The sequence below is a fragment of the Blastomonas sp. CCH1-A6 genome (assembly GCF_001556365.1).
Lineage (GTDB): Bacteria > Pseudomonadota > Alphaproteobacteria > Sphingomonadales > Sphingomonadaceae > Blastomonas > Blastomonas ursincola.
Genome location: NZ_LSIS01000400.1, coordinates 17,801 through 32,637, shown reverse-complemented (window position 1 = coordinate 32,637; position 14,837 = coordinate 17,801). Strand labels below are relative to the sequence as shown.

General features: G+C 65.9%; 10 protein-coding genes and 1 pseudogene. 3 read left to right on the top strand and 8 right to left on the bottom strand.

From position 1 onward, the window contains the following. From AX735_RS18470 to AX735_RS18455, 4 genes and pseudogenes are all read right to left on the bottom strand, one after another. Window positions 1-791, bottom strand: a pseudogene (locus AX735_RS18470) (hypothetical protein); the annotation flags it as partial. After that, window positions 788-1,777 (bottom strand): hypothetical protein, encoded by a 990-nt coding sequence (locus AX735_RS18465; RefSeq protein ID WP_066283156.1) that lies wholly within the window; start codon window positions 1,775-1,777, stop codon window positions 788-790. The gene AX735_RS18465 and the pseudogene AX735_RS18470, both read right to left, overlap by 4 nt. Before the next feature lie 72 nt (window positions 1,778-1,849). Next, the gene (locus tag AX735_RS18460; protein ID WP_137775393.1) at window positions 1,850-3,049 is read right to left on the bottom strand and encodes a hypothetical protein; all 1,200 of its coding nucleotides are present in this window, start codon (window positions 3,047-3,049) and stop codon (window positions 1,850-1,852) included. Window positions 3,050-3,145: 96 nt separating this feature from the next. Beyond that, complete coding sequence (locus tag AX735_RS18455) at window positions 3,146-3,463, bottom strand: Hpt domain-containing protein (RefSeq protein WP_066283144.1); 318 nt, start codon at window positions 3,461-3,463, stop codon at window positions 3,146-3,148. A 71-nt stretch (window positions 3,464-3,534) separates the two neighbouring features. Here AX735_RS18455 and AX735_RS18450 point away from each other — a divergent pair, with 71 nt between their 5' ends. Further along, entirely contained in the window at window positions 3,535-5,901 is a 2,367-nt protein-coding gene (locus tag AX735_RS18450) for a hypothetical protein (RefSeq protein ID WP_066283138.1), read from the top strand. Window positions 5,902-5,910: 9 nt separating this feature from the next. Here the strand turns inward: AX735_RS18450 and AX735_RS18445 are convergent, their stop codons facing one another. The 3 genes from AX735_RS18445 to AX735_RS18435 are packed head-to-tail and all read right to left on the bottom strand — an operon-like array spanning window position 5,911 to window position 11,774. Continuing rightward, window positions 5,911-7,374, bottom strand: coding sequence for an efflux transporter outer membrane subunit (locus AX735_RS18445; protein ID WP_066283134.1), 1,464 nt, complete (start codon window positions 7,372-7,374; stop codon window positions 5,911-5,913). Next, complete coding sequence (locus AX735_RS18440; protein WP_066283130.1) at window positions 7,371-10,574, bottom strand: efflux RND transporter permease subunit; 3,204 nt, start codon at window positions 10,572-10,574, stop codon at window positions 7,371-7,373. The genes AX735_RS18445 and AX735_RS18440 overlap by 4 nt, the downstream gene beginning before the upstream one ends. A gap of 3 nt (window positions 10,575-10,577) precedes the next feature. After that, complete coding sequence (locus AX735_RS18435; protein ID WP_066283127.1) at window positions 10,578-11,774, bottom strand: efflux RND transporter periplasmic adaptor subunit; 1,197 nt, start codon at window positions 11,772-11,774, stop codon at window positions 10,578-10,580. 260 nt (window positions 11,775-12,034) lie between these two features. On the opposite strand from AX735_RS18435, the gene folE reads away from it, so the two are divergent. Continuing rightward, complete coding sequence (gene folE, locus AX735_RS18430; RefSeq protein ID WP_066283181.1) at window positions 12,035-12,649, top strand: GTP cyclohydrolase I FolE; 615 nt, start codon at window positions 12,035-12,037, stop codon at window positions 12,647-12,649. Window positions 12,650-12,697: 48 nt separating this feature from the next. Here the strand turns inward: folE and AX735_RS18425 are convergent, their stop codons facing one another. Beyond that, window positions 12,698-13,174, bottom strand: coding sequence for a peroxiredoxin (locus AX735_RS18425; protein WP_066283173.1), 477 nt, complete (start codon window positions 13,172-13,174; stop codon window positions 12,698-12,700). Window positions 13,175-13,397: 223 nt separating this feature from the next. Between AX735_RS18425 and ahcY the strand changes: the two genes are divergently transcribed. Continuing rightward, entirely contained in the window at window positions 13,398-14,816 is a 1,419-nt protein-coding gene (gene ahcY / locus AX735_RS18420; RefSeq protein WP_066283124.1) for an adenosylhomocysteinase, read from the top strand. The last annotated feature ends 21 nt before the right edge of the window (window positions 14,817-14,837 follow it).

Here is a 14,837-nt window from a genome sequence, read left to right as displayed (position 1 = left end):
CCGCCGATGGTCTCTGCATTGGCAATGATCCGTCCGATCGGCTGGCGCAGCGCCGGGCCGATCTGGCTGCCGAACATATGCGCAAGGCGTTCGCCATCGAAAAGCGGCGGTGGGGAAGGGGCGGCTTGCGGCTCGGGTGCGGCGGGCGCTTCGGTCAGCAGCAGGTTCCATCCGGCGCCGGCATCGCTGCGCGTGCGATACAGGGTCCAGCACCGGGGGTCGCCGATCAGGCGGACGCGCACGCCGTTGTGGCAGTCCGCCAGCACGAGCGGCGCGCCATCCTCGGTCGCGATCAGCGCGCCCACGGGCTTCAACGTGACGCGCTCGGCATCCCAGTCAGCCGGCAGCATCACCATATCCTGCACATGCAGGATGCGGCCGAGCGGATCGACGCGGATATCCACGCTCGCCTCGGAAGAAGGCACGAAGATGGGCAGTGGGGCGGCAGTTTCGGCTTCGGGGAGCGGTCGTTCTCGCCACTGGCTGATCCGGAGATCGATCCCTTGCGCGCCCGGCTCGCAGTCGCACCACAGGTCGACTGACTCCTTCGGGCCTACAATCGTCAACGGTCGCGACAGGCGCATGCCGAGGCGCATCGCGTGGCGTGCCAGATCGAGCAGCGCGGGAATGGCCAGAACCTCGCCCTCGGCACCACCGAGCGCATGGTGCAGCTCCGCCACCCGGGCATCGGCATGCAACAGCCGCCCGTCGCGATCGATCTTCACGACGTGCGGATGATCGGCCATGGCGCTTGCCGAGGCTGCCTCAGAAGGATTGGCGCGAGCGATCACCACAGGGCTCCCGGGTGCGCCAGCGGATCGAGATTGCGCCAGCCTGCGACAAGCCGGGCAGCATCCTCCGGAACAAGCGCGCGCAGGTCTGCGGCGGGCGGCAAGGCGTCTGCTCGCAAGGAGGCAAGGGCAGCCAGCCCCTGCAGCAGCCCGGCGGCGACATCGGTCTCCAGGCCGCAGGCGCGCAAGACCACGGCCAGCCGCGCGAGATCGGCATCGCGCAGCATGTCGAACAGAAGATCGGCAGGCAGCCCGCTCGTCCGCTCGAGCATCGCGACGGTCAGGCTCGCGCCATTTTCGGCGAGCGACCAGGCCTCTGCGCTGCGGGGCAGTTCGAACAGATGGCAGAACCGCATCAGCCGGTGCGGGCGTCCGCGACGCTCGTCAAAGCCTTGCAGAAATGCTGCAGCCGCCCGGTTCAGCTCCAGCGGGTCGCTGTCCGGGCGTTCCTGCAGATAGGCGAGGCAGCTTCGCACCAGGCCGTGCAGCGTCTCGGGGGGCAGCTCGTCGGTGTCGATCGCGAACGCCTGCGCGCGGCTCAGAAACCGGCTCTGCGCGATGATCAGCGCCATCGCGGCTTCGGCAAGCTCATCCTGTGCATCGCCCACTTGGGCTTCGACACGTGGAGGCAATTCGGGTGTTCCGTGGCCGAGCAGCGAGGACTGGCGGCACAGCCGCGCCTCAATGGCGCGCGCAAACAGCAGCCGCGTGGTCGGGGCATGCGCCAGCACCGCATGGCGCGCGATGTCCGGACCCAGCTCGGCCGAGCCGGTGAGCGCCTTGGCGAGCTGCACGACCAGCGATTCGACAAAACCGCCGGTAAGGCTGAGGTCGTCCTCGCGCAGCGCCTGGGCCTGTTCGGGGAGCAATTGATGGCGCACCAACGCGGGGACCGCCATGGCCTGCCGGGCCTGAACGTCGGCCTGGCGCAGCAGCGCGCCTACGTCCCGTAAGGTCGGGCGTGCGGGGGCCATGTCGGTACTCATCGCCTTGCCCTACCAATGGCTGGTTAAAATGCTGTTAGTTGAAAGGATCAGCGCCCTGCCATCGATATGGGTTCAGGCCTTGTCCGCTGCAAGCGGCGCGCGGTGCGTCTGCCACAGCAAAAGCCCCGTCAGCGCGAGATTCCAAAGCATCAGCATCGGCATCAGCAGGCCGAGCGGCAAGGCAACCATGGCCGCCAGGGCGACCAGGCTGGGTGATCCCGCAAGCCTGCGCCAGAGCTGCGGCAGCGGTCCCGGCACCCGGCTCAGCACGGTGGCAAGGCCCGGCAGCAGCAACGCCGCGAACAGCCCGGACAGCCGGTCCGACGCAGCCACGCTGAGCACCGTGACGATGATGAAGGCGATCGCGAACGCAACGTCGCGCGCGATCTGTTCGACAGGCCTTGTCAGACTGCCGACAAAGCGCCCGAACAGCCTGTTGGCCGCATGGCCCGCCGCGCGCCCCGTCACGAGCATGGCGAGCGCCGCCATGCCCCATTGCGCGCCTGCCATACCGATTCCGATCACGGGCAGGCCGATGCCTGCGAGCCTGAGCGCCGGGCGGCTCCATCCGGTCGACCAGACGCGCCTTGCCAGCGAGGCCATCGCGCCGGTCTGGACGACCTTGCCGCCCAGCCCTCCCGATGCTCCGGCCAGCTCCTGCAGGGCGAGAATTTCGGCTTCTCCCGCTTCGCGCACGATCGCGATCCGCCCGGCTTCGGCCAGAGAGAACGGCAGCACCTCACGCCGATAGCCGCGCTGCACCGCCAGGCGCAGCAGCGCCGACTGGATGCTCCAGTCTTCGGGAAGGTCACGCGCCTCGACCAGGTCACGCGCGCGAACGCAGGCGAGCCCCGCCCAGACATGGTTGATATCGATCCGCTCAAACCGTTCGATCAGTACGCGTGCGCCGTCACCGGGGGCGAAACTGGCGACGAACGTGCCGGTCTCGCGGGCGAGCCTGTCCATGTCGGCAGGAGCGACATACAGGCCATCCGCGATCACCAGCAGCTCGTCCTCGCTGGCGAGCCGCACGCTGATATCGGCAACCGATCGCACCAGGTGAAACGCGAGTCCGCGCTGAGCGGCATAGCCCTCGATTTCGCGGATGCGATCGTCGACCGTGCCGACGAGGCACAGGATTTCGCCAGCGCCCGCCTGGACCGCCAGATCGATATGCAGCATCGCCAGCCGCCCATGCGCCAGCGGCAGCGCACCGCGCAGTGCGGTGCTGCCGGGCACGGTTTCGGTCAGCGATATCAGTGCGGTACGCACGTCATGGAGCTCCATATGAACGGGAGCGGCCCTCTTATCGGGTGGGCACGGGGATGCCAACCGGCTGCGGCGCAGCCGAGGATGCAATGCGCAAGTTTACAGGTCGGCGGCAGGTATCTCGCCGAAGTCGCGCATCGCGGCGGCGAGTTCGCGCAGGACCACGGGATCGCCCGGGGCGCCCTCGAGCGCCTGGTCGGCAAGATCGACAATGCCCTGTACACCGAAACTGGCGGCCAGGCTCTTGAGGCGAAGCGCCGCGAAATGCCAGTTGGCGTCACACCGCGCGCGGCCCAGAAGGTCGATCTGCCGCGCAGCGCTCTCGATAAAGGCCCCGCGCAGCTCGGCGACCAGATCGGGATCGCTGCCGACAGCGGCGGCCAGCGCCGCGTTCAAAGCTCCGGATTCATATGCCATGGGGCATCGGAATAGACCAACCGCCTTAACTTTCAGTTTCTGGCGGGGCAAAATCTGTTAAGCATGTCGGCATGGGTGAGGGGAAGAAGATCATCGACCTGCGGCATGGCCGCAGCGAGGAAAATCCTGCGGCGCAGGAGCCGGTTCCGGACATGGCGGCACCGGCCAATTTGGTGCGTGCGGGAGCCGAAGAGCCGAGCGATTCGCACGCGCCCTGGGCCAGCGACGAGGAGGTGCCTGCGGCCGCGCCGGTGATCGGACGCTGGGGCTGGGCCGCGCTGGCGCTGGGCGTTGCCTGGACGGCGGCGTTCGTATGGGCGTCGCTGCCGATGTGGCTGGCGATGATGACCCCCGAACTGGCGATGCAGGCGATCGCACAATGGGCAATGCCGGTGGCACTGATCGCCGCGCTCTATCTGGTCATGCAGCGCAACAGCCACAGCGAAGCGCGCCGTTTCGCGCAGCTTGCCGGGTCGTTGCGGGCGGAGAGCAGCCTGCTCGAAACCCGGCTGGCACACGTCAATGCCGAGCTGTCGCTGGCGCGCGAGTTCCTTGCCAATCAGAGCCTTGAGCTTGAGTCGCTCGGGCGGGTTTCGAGCGACCGGCTGCGCAGCTTTGCCGAGGAACTGCGCGCGACCATCCAGGCCAGCGACACCGGAATGCGCGCGATCGGCGAGGTCAGCGCAGCCGCACAGGGCAATATGGAAAAGCTGCGCAACCACCTGCCGGTCATCGCCAATTCAGCCAAGGATGTGACCAATCAGATCGGCAATGCCGGGCGCACGGCGCAAGGCCAGGTCGAAAGCATGATCGCCGCGTTCCAGAAACTGAACGAATTCGGCCAGGCCGCCAGCGCCCAGATCGGCACCCTGGTGCAGGAATCGGATGCCGCGACAGCCAGGCTTGCCCAGTCGGTCGAGACCAGCGGTGCCGCGCTCACCGGCCATGTTGCCGAGGCAAGCGAGCAGATGGACCGCGCGATCGAGACCGTCGCCAGCCGCCTGGCGAACACGCGCAGCAATCTTGATCGGACGGCAGAGATCCAGACGGAACAGCTGCAGGCTCATGTCACGGAGCTCGAACGTTCGCTCGCTACCCTGGCCGAAGCGATGGCCGAGCGCGCCGCGCGCAGTCGTCAGGACATGCGTGCCGCTGCCGGGGATCTGGAGCTGACGCTGGGCACGCTGGCAACTTCAGCCGGCGAGAGCGAAGCCACGATCCGCCAGATCATTGCCGCCGCCGATGCGCAGATCGGCAATGCCGAGCGCCGCCTGCAGGCGATGGACGAGCAGAGCAGCGAGGCGCTCGCGCGTCTGGCCTTTGCCCTGTCGGCGCTCGATGCCAATGTTGCGAGCCTGTCCGAGAAACTGGCTGCAGGCAGCGGGCATGCCGAGATTTTCGATAGCAAGTCGCAGCGTGTACGCACGCTGCTCGAGTCGATCGAGCGGCAGGCCGAAGTGACGATCCCGGCTGCTCTGGAGGAACTCGATCGCAAGACCGGCACGAGCGAACAGGGCGTAGCGAGCCTGCGCGCGCATGTTTCGCAGGTCGATGACGAGATGATCCGGCTGGGCTCGATCCTCGGCAATTTCGAGCAGCGCATCGCAGAACAATCGGCCGAGATCGCCAGGCTGGCGGGCAGCAGCGAGTCAGGATGGCGCGAGCGGGCCGAGGATATCGGCGCCCTTGTCGCGGCGATGCGCGCGGCGCGCGACGATATCGACCAGCTTAACGAGACATCGGCGATCAAGTTGGTCGAGACGATGCGCGATGTCCATCGCGAGGCGCAGGCGGCTGCCGACGAGGCGCGCAGGGCCATGGATCGCGCAATTGCAGGCGCGACCGACAAGCTGGGTCAGGACAGTGCCGCAGCGCTCGAAAAGGTGCTGCGCGGCAAGGCGGAAGAGCTGGTCGGCAAGCTTGAGAGCGCGATCAACCGTGCGGTCGGCGCTACCAGCGATGCCAGCCTGCACCTCAGGGATCAGCTGGCACGGGTCGACGATCTTGCCACCCATCTCGAGCGCCGGGTTGCTGATGCGCGCGAACTGGCCGAAGAGCGCACCGACAATGATTTCGCGCGGCGACTGGCGCTGCTGACCGAGTCGCTCAATTCGACCGCGATCGATGTCGACAAGATCCTCTCTGCCGAGGTCAGCGATACGGCTTGGTCGGCCTATCTGCGCGGCGATCGCGGCGTGTTCACGCGGCGTGCGGTGCGACTGATCGACAGTGGCGAGGCGAAGGACATCGCGTCCGCCTATGAGAACGACCCCGGATTTTTCGAGCTGGTGAACCGCTATATCCACGATTTCGAAAGCATGCTGCGCACCGTGCTGTCGACCCGCGACGGCGGCGTGATGGGGGTCACGCTGCTGTCGTCGGAAACCGGCAAGCTCTATGTCGCGCTGGCCCAGGCGATCGAGCGGCTGCGGAACTGATGCCCAGGATCAATCCCGTTTCGTAGCGCTGATTTCCTGCACCGCCGGCGCATTTTCCCAGCCGCCACCCAGGGCTCGGAACAGCGAGACCTCCGCTTCTGCCCGGGCCGCCGCGGCCGATCCGCTGGCAGCGCGCGCCGCAAGCAGATTGCGTTCTACCTCCAGCAGTTGCAGCGCATTGTCGCGACCCGCTCTGAAACGAATTCGCGTGATCCGTGCGACCTCCTCGGCAGCCTTGGCCGCATCGCGCAGGCTGGCTTCCTGCTCGATGGCGGCCTTGAGCCGCGCGAGTGCCTGTTCGGTCTCCTGCAGCGCGGTGAGCACCGCACCATCAAAGGCCGCCAATCGGGCATCGGCCTGAGCCGAGGCCGCATTGACCCGTGCGCGTGCCGCGCCATCGATCGGCAGCGACCATGAGATCAACGGGCCGAGGCTGAAGCCGATATTGTTCGATTCGCCCAGCGCGCTCGGGCTGGTTCCGCCAATGGTCAGCGAGCCGGCCAGCCGGATCGAGGGATAGAGCGCGGCGGTCGCCACGCCGACCCTCGCCGTATCTGCCGCCAGCCTGGCTTCGGCCGCGCGGACGTCGGGACGCCGTGCAAGCAGGGCTGCGCCGTCACCGATCGGGATTGCGTTGTCGAGCCGTGGCGGCGTGGTACAGGCCGCTGCGGCAGTGTCAATACTGGCCGGCGTATCGCCAGTCAGCGTGGCAAGCGCATAAAGCGCCGCTCGCTGTTCCGCCTCGAACTGCGGCACTTGGGCCTGGGCCTGGGCGACGAGCAGTTCGGCATTGGCAACATCGCGCCGCTGTCCGCGGCCTGCGGCGAAAAGCCGCTGGTTGAGGTCGAGCGTCCGCTGCTGCGTGGCGAGCGATTCTCGGGCGATGTCGGCCTGCAAGCGACTCGAGCAGGCCAGGGCATAGTTGCGCGCGACCTCTGCTGCCACGCTGACCCGCGCGGCATCGAGATCGGCTGCTGCGGCCAGCGCATCGCCGCGCGTCGCCTCGACCGAGCGCCGGACTCCGCCGAACAGGTCGATCTCATAGGAGGCATCGCTGCCGAGCTGATAGAAATCGAAGGTCAGCGGCTCGGGCGGGGCAAAGCCCACTCCGGCATTCTGCCCGGTGCCGACCTGGTTGGTATTGGCCGACGCGCTCGTGCTCAAGCTGGGGAACAGCCGTCCGCGGGCCTCGCGGATCAGCGCGCGGGCACGGCGCAGATTGGCGCTGGCCTCGCGCACATCGGTATTGCGCTCGAGCGCCTTCCTGACCAGCGCATCGAGTGCCGGGTCCTGATAGAGCCTCCACCAGCCATCGGGCAGCGGCGTGGCGGCAAAGCGCGGATCGGTACCTTCGGCAAAGCCCTGCGCAGCGCTGGCCGGCGTGGTCGGTCGCTCGAAATCGGGGCCGACGGTGCACGCAGCGAGCGTGGCGCTGAGGGCTGCGGCGGCGAGCAGACGGAATTTCAGGGTCATGGCTGGTTGCCCTCCAGAACGGGCTGGCTTGGGGCGGGCGGGGGCGGATCATCCTTGCGGCGACGGCGCGACCACGCCTTGATCCGCTCCTCGAGCGTCCGCACCATCACATAGAAGGCGGGGGTGAACAGCAGGCCGAAAATGGTCACGCCGATCATGCCGAAGAACACCGCGATCCCCAGCGCCTGGCGCATTTCCGCGCCTGGCCCCGACGAGATCACCAGCGGTAGCACGCCCAGGATGAACGCGAGCGATGTCATCAGGATCGGGCGGAGACGCTGCGCGGCGGCATGGCGCGCCGCCTCCAGCACCGACTGGCCGTGATCCTCGTTATGCTTCGCGAATTCGACGATCAGGATTGCGTTCTTGGCTGCGAGACCGATCAGCACGACCAGCCCGATCTGCGTCAGGATGTTGTTGTCGCGTCCCATCAGGTTCACGCCCAGAATGGCGGCCAGCAGGCACATCGGCACGATCAGGATCACCGCCAGCGGCAGCACCAGGCTCTCATATTGCGCGGCGAGCAGCAGGAAGACGAAGATCACGCCCAGCGCGAACACCAGCGTACCGGTGCTTCCGGCTGCGCGCTGCTGATAGGCGATTTCGGTCCATTCATAATCGAAGCCCTGGGGCAGCACGCGCTGGGCCAGCTTCTCCATCGCATCGAGCGATTGGCCGCTCGAATAGCCGGGCAGGGTGTCGCCCTGCAACTCCGCCGCACGGTACAGATTGTAGCGCACCACGCGATAGGCCCCCGAATCGTTGCGCAGGCTCATCACCGCATCGAGCGGGACCATCTGCCCCGTGGACGAGCGCGTACGCAGCCGTCCGATATCCGAGACATCGTCGCGATACGGGGCATCGGCCTGTGCGGTCACCCGGAAGGTGCGGCCGAGGAAATTGAAGTCGTTGATATAGCTCGAGCCCAGATAGGTGCCGAGCGTCGAGAAGATATTCTCCACCGGTACGCCCAGCTGCTCGGCGCGCGCGCGGTCGATGTCCGCGAACAGCCGCGGCGTGCGGGTGTTGAAGGTGGTGAACGCGCCGGCAATGCCCTCGGTCTGGTTGGCCCCGCCCATCATGGCGAAGGCCGCCCCTTCCAGAGCCTGCAAGCCAGCATTGCCGCGATCCTCGATGATCATCTTGAAGCCGCCGCCGGTACCCAGGCCGGAGACCGGGGGCGGGGCGATCACCAGGATGTTGCCCGCGGTGATCTGCGCCATCGCACCGAACAGCTCGCCTGCGACCTCGGTCGCGCCGATGCGCGTGCCCGCCGGCTTCAGCGTGATGAAGATCGCGCCGGCATTGGGCGCATTGGTGAAGGTCGCGCCGTCAAAGCCAGCAAAGGCGATGGTGCTGACGACATTGGGGTTCTTGAGCGCGAGCGCCTGCGCTTCCTCGAGCGTCGCGGTGGTGCGCTGGAGCGAGGCGCCAGGCGGCATCTGCACGACGCCGATCAGATAGCCCTGGTCCTGCGCGGGGATGAAGCCCGCAGGCGTCGCGGCAAAGCGCCATCCCGCCACCGCGATCAGCGCAAGATAGGCAATTCCCATGAACATCAGGCTGCGGATCGTGCGCGCGGTGAGGCGGCCATAGCGCTCCGAAAGCTTGGCAAAGCCGCGGTTGAAGCCGCGTGCAAAGCGCGCGCCCCATCCACGCCAGCCCGCCGGAATGTCCTTGTCCTCATGGCTGCGCGGACGCAGCAGCAGCGCGGCGAGCGCCGGCGACAGCGTCAGCGACACGAATGCCGAGAAAGCCGTCGCACCAGCGATGGTGACCGCGAACTGCTGGTAGAAGGCCCCCGAAATGCCGGGGATGAACGCGGTCGGGATGAACACGCCGCACAGCACCAGCGCGATCGCGATCAGCGCGCCCGAGACCTCGTCCATCGTCTTGTGCGCGGCATCGAGCGGGCTCAGCCCCTCTTCCTCCATCAGGCGCTCGACATTCTCGACCACAACGATTGCGTCGTCGACGACGATGCCGATCGCCAGCACCATGCCGAACAGCGAGAGACTGTTGAGCGAGAAGCCCAAAGCCGCCAGCACCGCAATCGCGCCCGCGAGCGCAATCGGGATGGCGATGATCGGGATGATCGCCGCGCGCCAGCTCTGCAGGAACAACAGCACGACGATGGCAACGAGGATGATCGCCTCGACCAGCGTGTCCTGCACCGCCGCAATCGACGCTTCGACATAGCTGGTCGGGTTATACGGGATGCTGTACGCCATGCCCGGCGGGAAATTGCCTTCGGCGCGCTTGAGCTCATCCTCGACCGCCTTGGCGACCGTCAGCGCGTTCGACCCGGGCAACTGCGAGATGGCGAGCGCCACCGTTGGCTTGCCGCTGGCAAAGGCGTTGACGCTGTAATCCTGCGCACCCAGTTCAATGCGGGCCACATCGGCAAGCCGCGTGAGCGCCAGGCCGTCGCGCTTGATCACGATCTGGCCGAACTCCTCGGGCGTGCTCAGCCGTCCCTGGGTCTGCACGCCGAGCTGGAACGCGGTACCGCCACTGTTGAACGGTGGCTGGCCGATCGAGCCTGCTGATACCTGCGCGTTCTGCGCGCGGATCTTGCCGACGATCTCGTCCACGGTGAGGTTGCGGCTGGCCGCCAGTTCGGGGTCGATCCACACGCGCATGTTGTAATCGCGCCCGCCGAACAGCCTGGCCGAGCCGACCCCCTCGATGCGCGAGATGCGGTCGATGATCTGCAGCGTCGCATAGTTGCTGATATAGGGCTGGGTCAGCGAGCCATCGGGCGAGAAGAAATTCGCGACCATCAGCAGATCGGGCGAGTTCTTGCGCACCGTCACGCCGATCTGGCGCACCTCCTGCGGCAGGCGCGGTTCGGCGCTGCTGACGCGGTTCTGCACCAGCACCTGCGCCTGGTCGACATCGGTACCCTGGGCGAAGGTGACGGTGATCGCCAGGTTGCCATCACCGGTCGATGACGAGGACATGTACAGCATGTCCTCGACGCCGTTGATCGACTCCTCCAGCGGCGCGGCGACGACGTCGGCAATGGTTTCGGCGCTGGCGCCGGGGAAGCTCGCGCTCACCACCACCGTGGGCGGCGCGATCTCGGGATATTGCGATACCGGCAGCGTCGGATAGGCGACCACGCCGAAGATGACGATCAGGATCGACAGGACCGCCGCGAAGATCGGGCGGTCGATGCAGAAATGGGCGATGCGCATGGCTTAGCTCGCCGTTGCCTGGGCGGGGGCGGGGGTGGAAATGGGCTGCGCGATCGGTGCGTCATCCTTGGCGCGGGCCTTGATCTGGCCCTTGCGCGGGGTCACCACCATGCCTGGCTGCATTCGGGTGAGGCCGTCGATGACGATCCGCTCGGTCGGCGCGATCCCTTCGCGGATCACGCGCAGCCCTTCCACCATCGGTCCGGTCTGGACCGGACGAGGCGCAACCTTGTTGTCCTTGCCCAGAACGAAGACCAGCTTGCGTGTCTGATCGGTGATGATCGCCTCGTCGGGCACGAGCATCGCCTTGTACGTGCCCGACCCCAGCAGCCGCGCGCGCCCGAACATGCCGGGGACGAGGAAACCGTTGGGATTGTCGACCATCGCATAGGCGGTGATCGTGCCGGTATCGGGGCTGATGCCGTTGTTGAGGAAGGCCATGCGGCCTCGCCAGCGGAACGTCGGCTCGTCGGCGAGCTGGATCTCGACCGGATTGGGCGCATAGCGCGAACTGCGCCGCTCCCCGCCCGCATCCTGGCGGATATATTTGAGATAGAAGGCCTCGGCGCCATCGAAGCTGAAACGGATCGGGTTGATGCGGACGATGCGGGTCAGTTCGGTCTGCCCGGCAGTGACGAAATCGCCGACATCGACCATCCGGTTCGAGGTGCGGCCCGAGATGGGCGCACGCACTTCGGTAAAGGAAAGATCGAGCTGGGCCTGCTGGCGGCGCGCCTGGGCCGCGGCGAGCGAGGCGCGCGCGGTGCGCAGATTGGCGGCGAGCGTGTCCGCTTCTTCACGGCTGATGGCATCGAAGCCGACCAGTTCGCGGCCGCGCGTTGCCTGGGCCTGGGCATTGGCGAGCGCAGCACGGGCGCTGGCAACGCTGGCCTCGGCTTCGGCCAATGCGGCGCGGAAAGGTCGCTGGTCGATCACGAACAGCAACTGCCCCTTGCCGACATCGCCACCATCGCGGAAAGCGACACGCGCAATCGGTCCCGAGACGCGCGCGACCAGCTGCACATCCTCGTCCGCGGTGAAACGGCCGATATACTCGTCCCAATCGACCACCTCGCGCTGCAGCGGCACGGCGACCGTCGCTGCGGGCGGGGAAGGCGGCGGGGGCGGCTCGGACGAACAAGCGCTGACGAGCAGCGCGAGCGCTGCAGCGAAGAGCGCGCATCTGGGGGGGACGCGCATCGATGACTCCGGATTTTGATATTGCACCGCAACATCGTGGCGGAAACGTAACGGAAGGTCCAGAGAAAAAAGTTGCATTTAACAACTAATATATGTTTGTTTTTTGCAACTCATCTGGCGCAACCCGCAAATGCGGAGAATGTTCCGCGATCCCGTTCAGGATGCTGCGCGCACGCCTCCGCATTTGGCCATGCAAGGTTGTAGTGCGATGGCGCGCTCCCTATCTGACCCGGAAGTCCAAGATGAAGGGGGATTTCCTGATGCTGTACCATGATGCCGACGATGACGTCGATCTGTCGGAAAAGGGCAAGATCCCCGTTCCCCAGGACGTGCAGCAGGCGATCGTCACTTTGCTGCGCTGGACCGGCGACGATCCCGAGCGCGAGGGCTTGCGTGACACACCGCTGCGCGTCGCGCGCGCCTGGAAGGAATATTGCTCGGGCTATGGCGACGATCCCAGCGTGCATCTCAGCCGCACGTTCGAGGAAGTCGGCGGTTATGACGAGCTGGTGCTGCTCAAGGACATTCCGTTCCAGTCGCATTGCGAACACCATATGGCGCCGATCATCGGCAAGGCGTCGATCGCCTATATGCCCAGGGATCGCGTGGTCGGCATTTCCAAGCTGGCGCGCGTGCTGCACGGCTATGCACGGCGTCTGCAGGTACAGGAGCGTCTGACAGCTGAGGTCGCCGCCTGCATCTGGGAGCATCTGCAGCCGCATGGCGTGGCGGTGGTGATCGAGGCGAGCCACAGCTGCATGACCGCGCGCGGCGTGCGCACGCCCGGCGTCGGCATGATCACCAGTCGCCTTCTTGGCTGCTTCCTGGATGACCATCGCTCGCGCAAGGAAGTGATGGGTCTGATGGGCTATTGAGGCCCGAACAGCTCTCTCCCCGCGAGGGGAGAGGGCGTTGAGCGAAGTTCAAAGCTGCTCGAGCATGTAGTCCGCGCTGCTGACCTTGAAGTCGCCCGGCTCTTCGACGAACAGCTTGTCCACCACACCGTCCTTGACGACCATGGCGAACCGCTGGCCGCGCTTGCCCATGCCGAAGCCGGTGCCGTCCATGGTGAGGCCCAGAGCCTCGACGAAATCGCCATTGCCGTCCGCGAGCATCGCGATCGAATCGGCATTGGCGGACTTGCCCCAGGCGCCCATCACGAACGCATCGTTGACGGCGGTACAGGCGATCTCGTCGACCCCTTTGGCCTTGAGCGCATCGGCCTTTTCGACAAAGCCGGGAAGGTGACGGGCCGAACAGGTCGGCGTGAACGCACCGGGTACCGAGAACAGCGCGACGGTCTTGCCCGCAAAGAAATCCTTCGCCTCGACCTGCTGCGGCCCATCGGCGGTCGCGCGGACGAACTTGGTGTTGGGGATGGTGTCGCCGACGTTGATCATGGCATTCGTCTCCTGCTGGATATTGGAACCGGGCTGCATGTTGTCCCGTCGCCAGCGCATTGCAAGAGCCCATCGCCGAGCCTGCCTCAATTCCCGATTGTTGGTCTTGGTCGAGGCATATAAAGGAATCTTTATATTTGCCTGTCAGGCCGAGTCTGGCTATGGGAGCCGGAGTTTCCGATCGCCCCCTTGGCCATTCGGACAGACATTCAGGAGATATAGCGTGGCCAGTGCCCCGACCCTCGACCGCAACGATTATGTCGTTGCCGACCTTTCGCTCGCCGATTTCGGCCGCAAGGAAATCGCGATCGCCGAAACCGAAATGCCCGGCCTGATGGCGATCCGCGAAGAATATCGCGCCGCTCAGCCGCTCAAGGGCGCCAAGATCACCGGCTCGCTGCACATGACCATCCAGACCGCCGTGCTGATCGAGACGCTGGTCGCGCTGGGTGCCGAAGTGCGCTGGGCCACCTGCAACATCTATTCGACCCAGGACCATGCCGCCGCCGCGATCGCCGCGCAGGGCATTCCCGTGTTCGCCATCAAGGGCGAGACGCTGGAAGAATATTGGGAATATGTTGACCGCATCTTCGACTGGGGCGCCGAGGAAGGCACCACCTGCAACATGATCCTCGACGATGGCGGCGACGCCACGATGTATGCGCTGTGGGGCGCGCGCGTCGAAGCGGGTGAAGAGCTGTTCACCCCGACCAACGAGGAAGAAGAGTGCTTCGTCAAGGTCCTGAAGCGCCGCCTGGCCCAGACCCCGGGCTACCTCACCAAGACCGTCCAGAACATCAAGGGCGTGTCGGAAGAGACCACCACCGGCGTGCACCGCCTGTATGACCTCGCCAAGAAGGGCAAGCTGCCGTTCCCCGCGATCAACGTCAACGACAGCGTCACCAAGTCGAAGTTCGACAACAAGTACGGCTGCAAGGAATCGCTGGTTGACGGCATCCGTCGCGGCACCGACGTGATGATGGCCGGCAAGGTCGCCGTGGTGTGCGGCTATGGCGACGTCGGCAAGGGTTCGGCAGCCTCGCTGCAGGGCGCCGGCGCGCGCGTGATCGTCACCGAAATCGACCCGATCTGCGCCCTGCAGGCGGCGATGGACGGCTTTGCCGTGCAGACGCTGGAAGACGTCGTGTCGACCGCCGACATCTTCGTCACCACCACCGGCAACAAGGACGTCATCACGCTCGATCACATGCGCGCGATGAAGGATATGGCGATCGTCGGCAACATTGGCCATTTCGATAACGAGATCCAGGTCAATGCGCTCGAGAACATGAAGTGGACCGAGATCAAGCCGCAGGTCGACATGGTCGAATTCCCCGATGGCAAGCGCATCATCATGCTGTCCAAGGGCCGCCTGCTGAACCTCGGCAACGCCACCGGCCATCCCAGCTTCGTGATGTCGGCCAGCTTCACCAACCAGGTGCTCGCCCAGATCGAACTGTTCAGCGGTGCAAACAAGTACCAGAACGAAGTGTACGTTCTGCCCAAGCATCTGGACGAGAAGGTCGCCCGTCTGCACCTCGCCAAGCTGGGCGTGAAGCTGACCGAACTGACCAAGGAACAGGCCGCCTATATCGACGTGCCGGTCACCGGTCCGTTCAAGAAGGACGAATATCGCTACTGATCCGCTGCGTTCCGGTTCTGC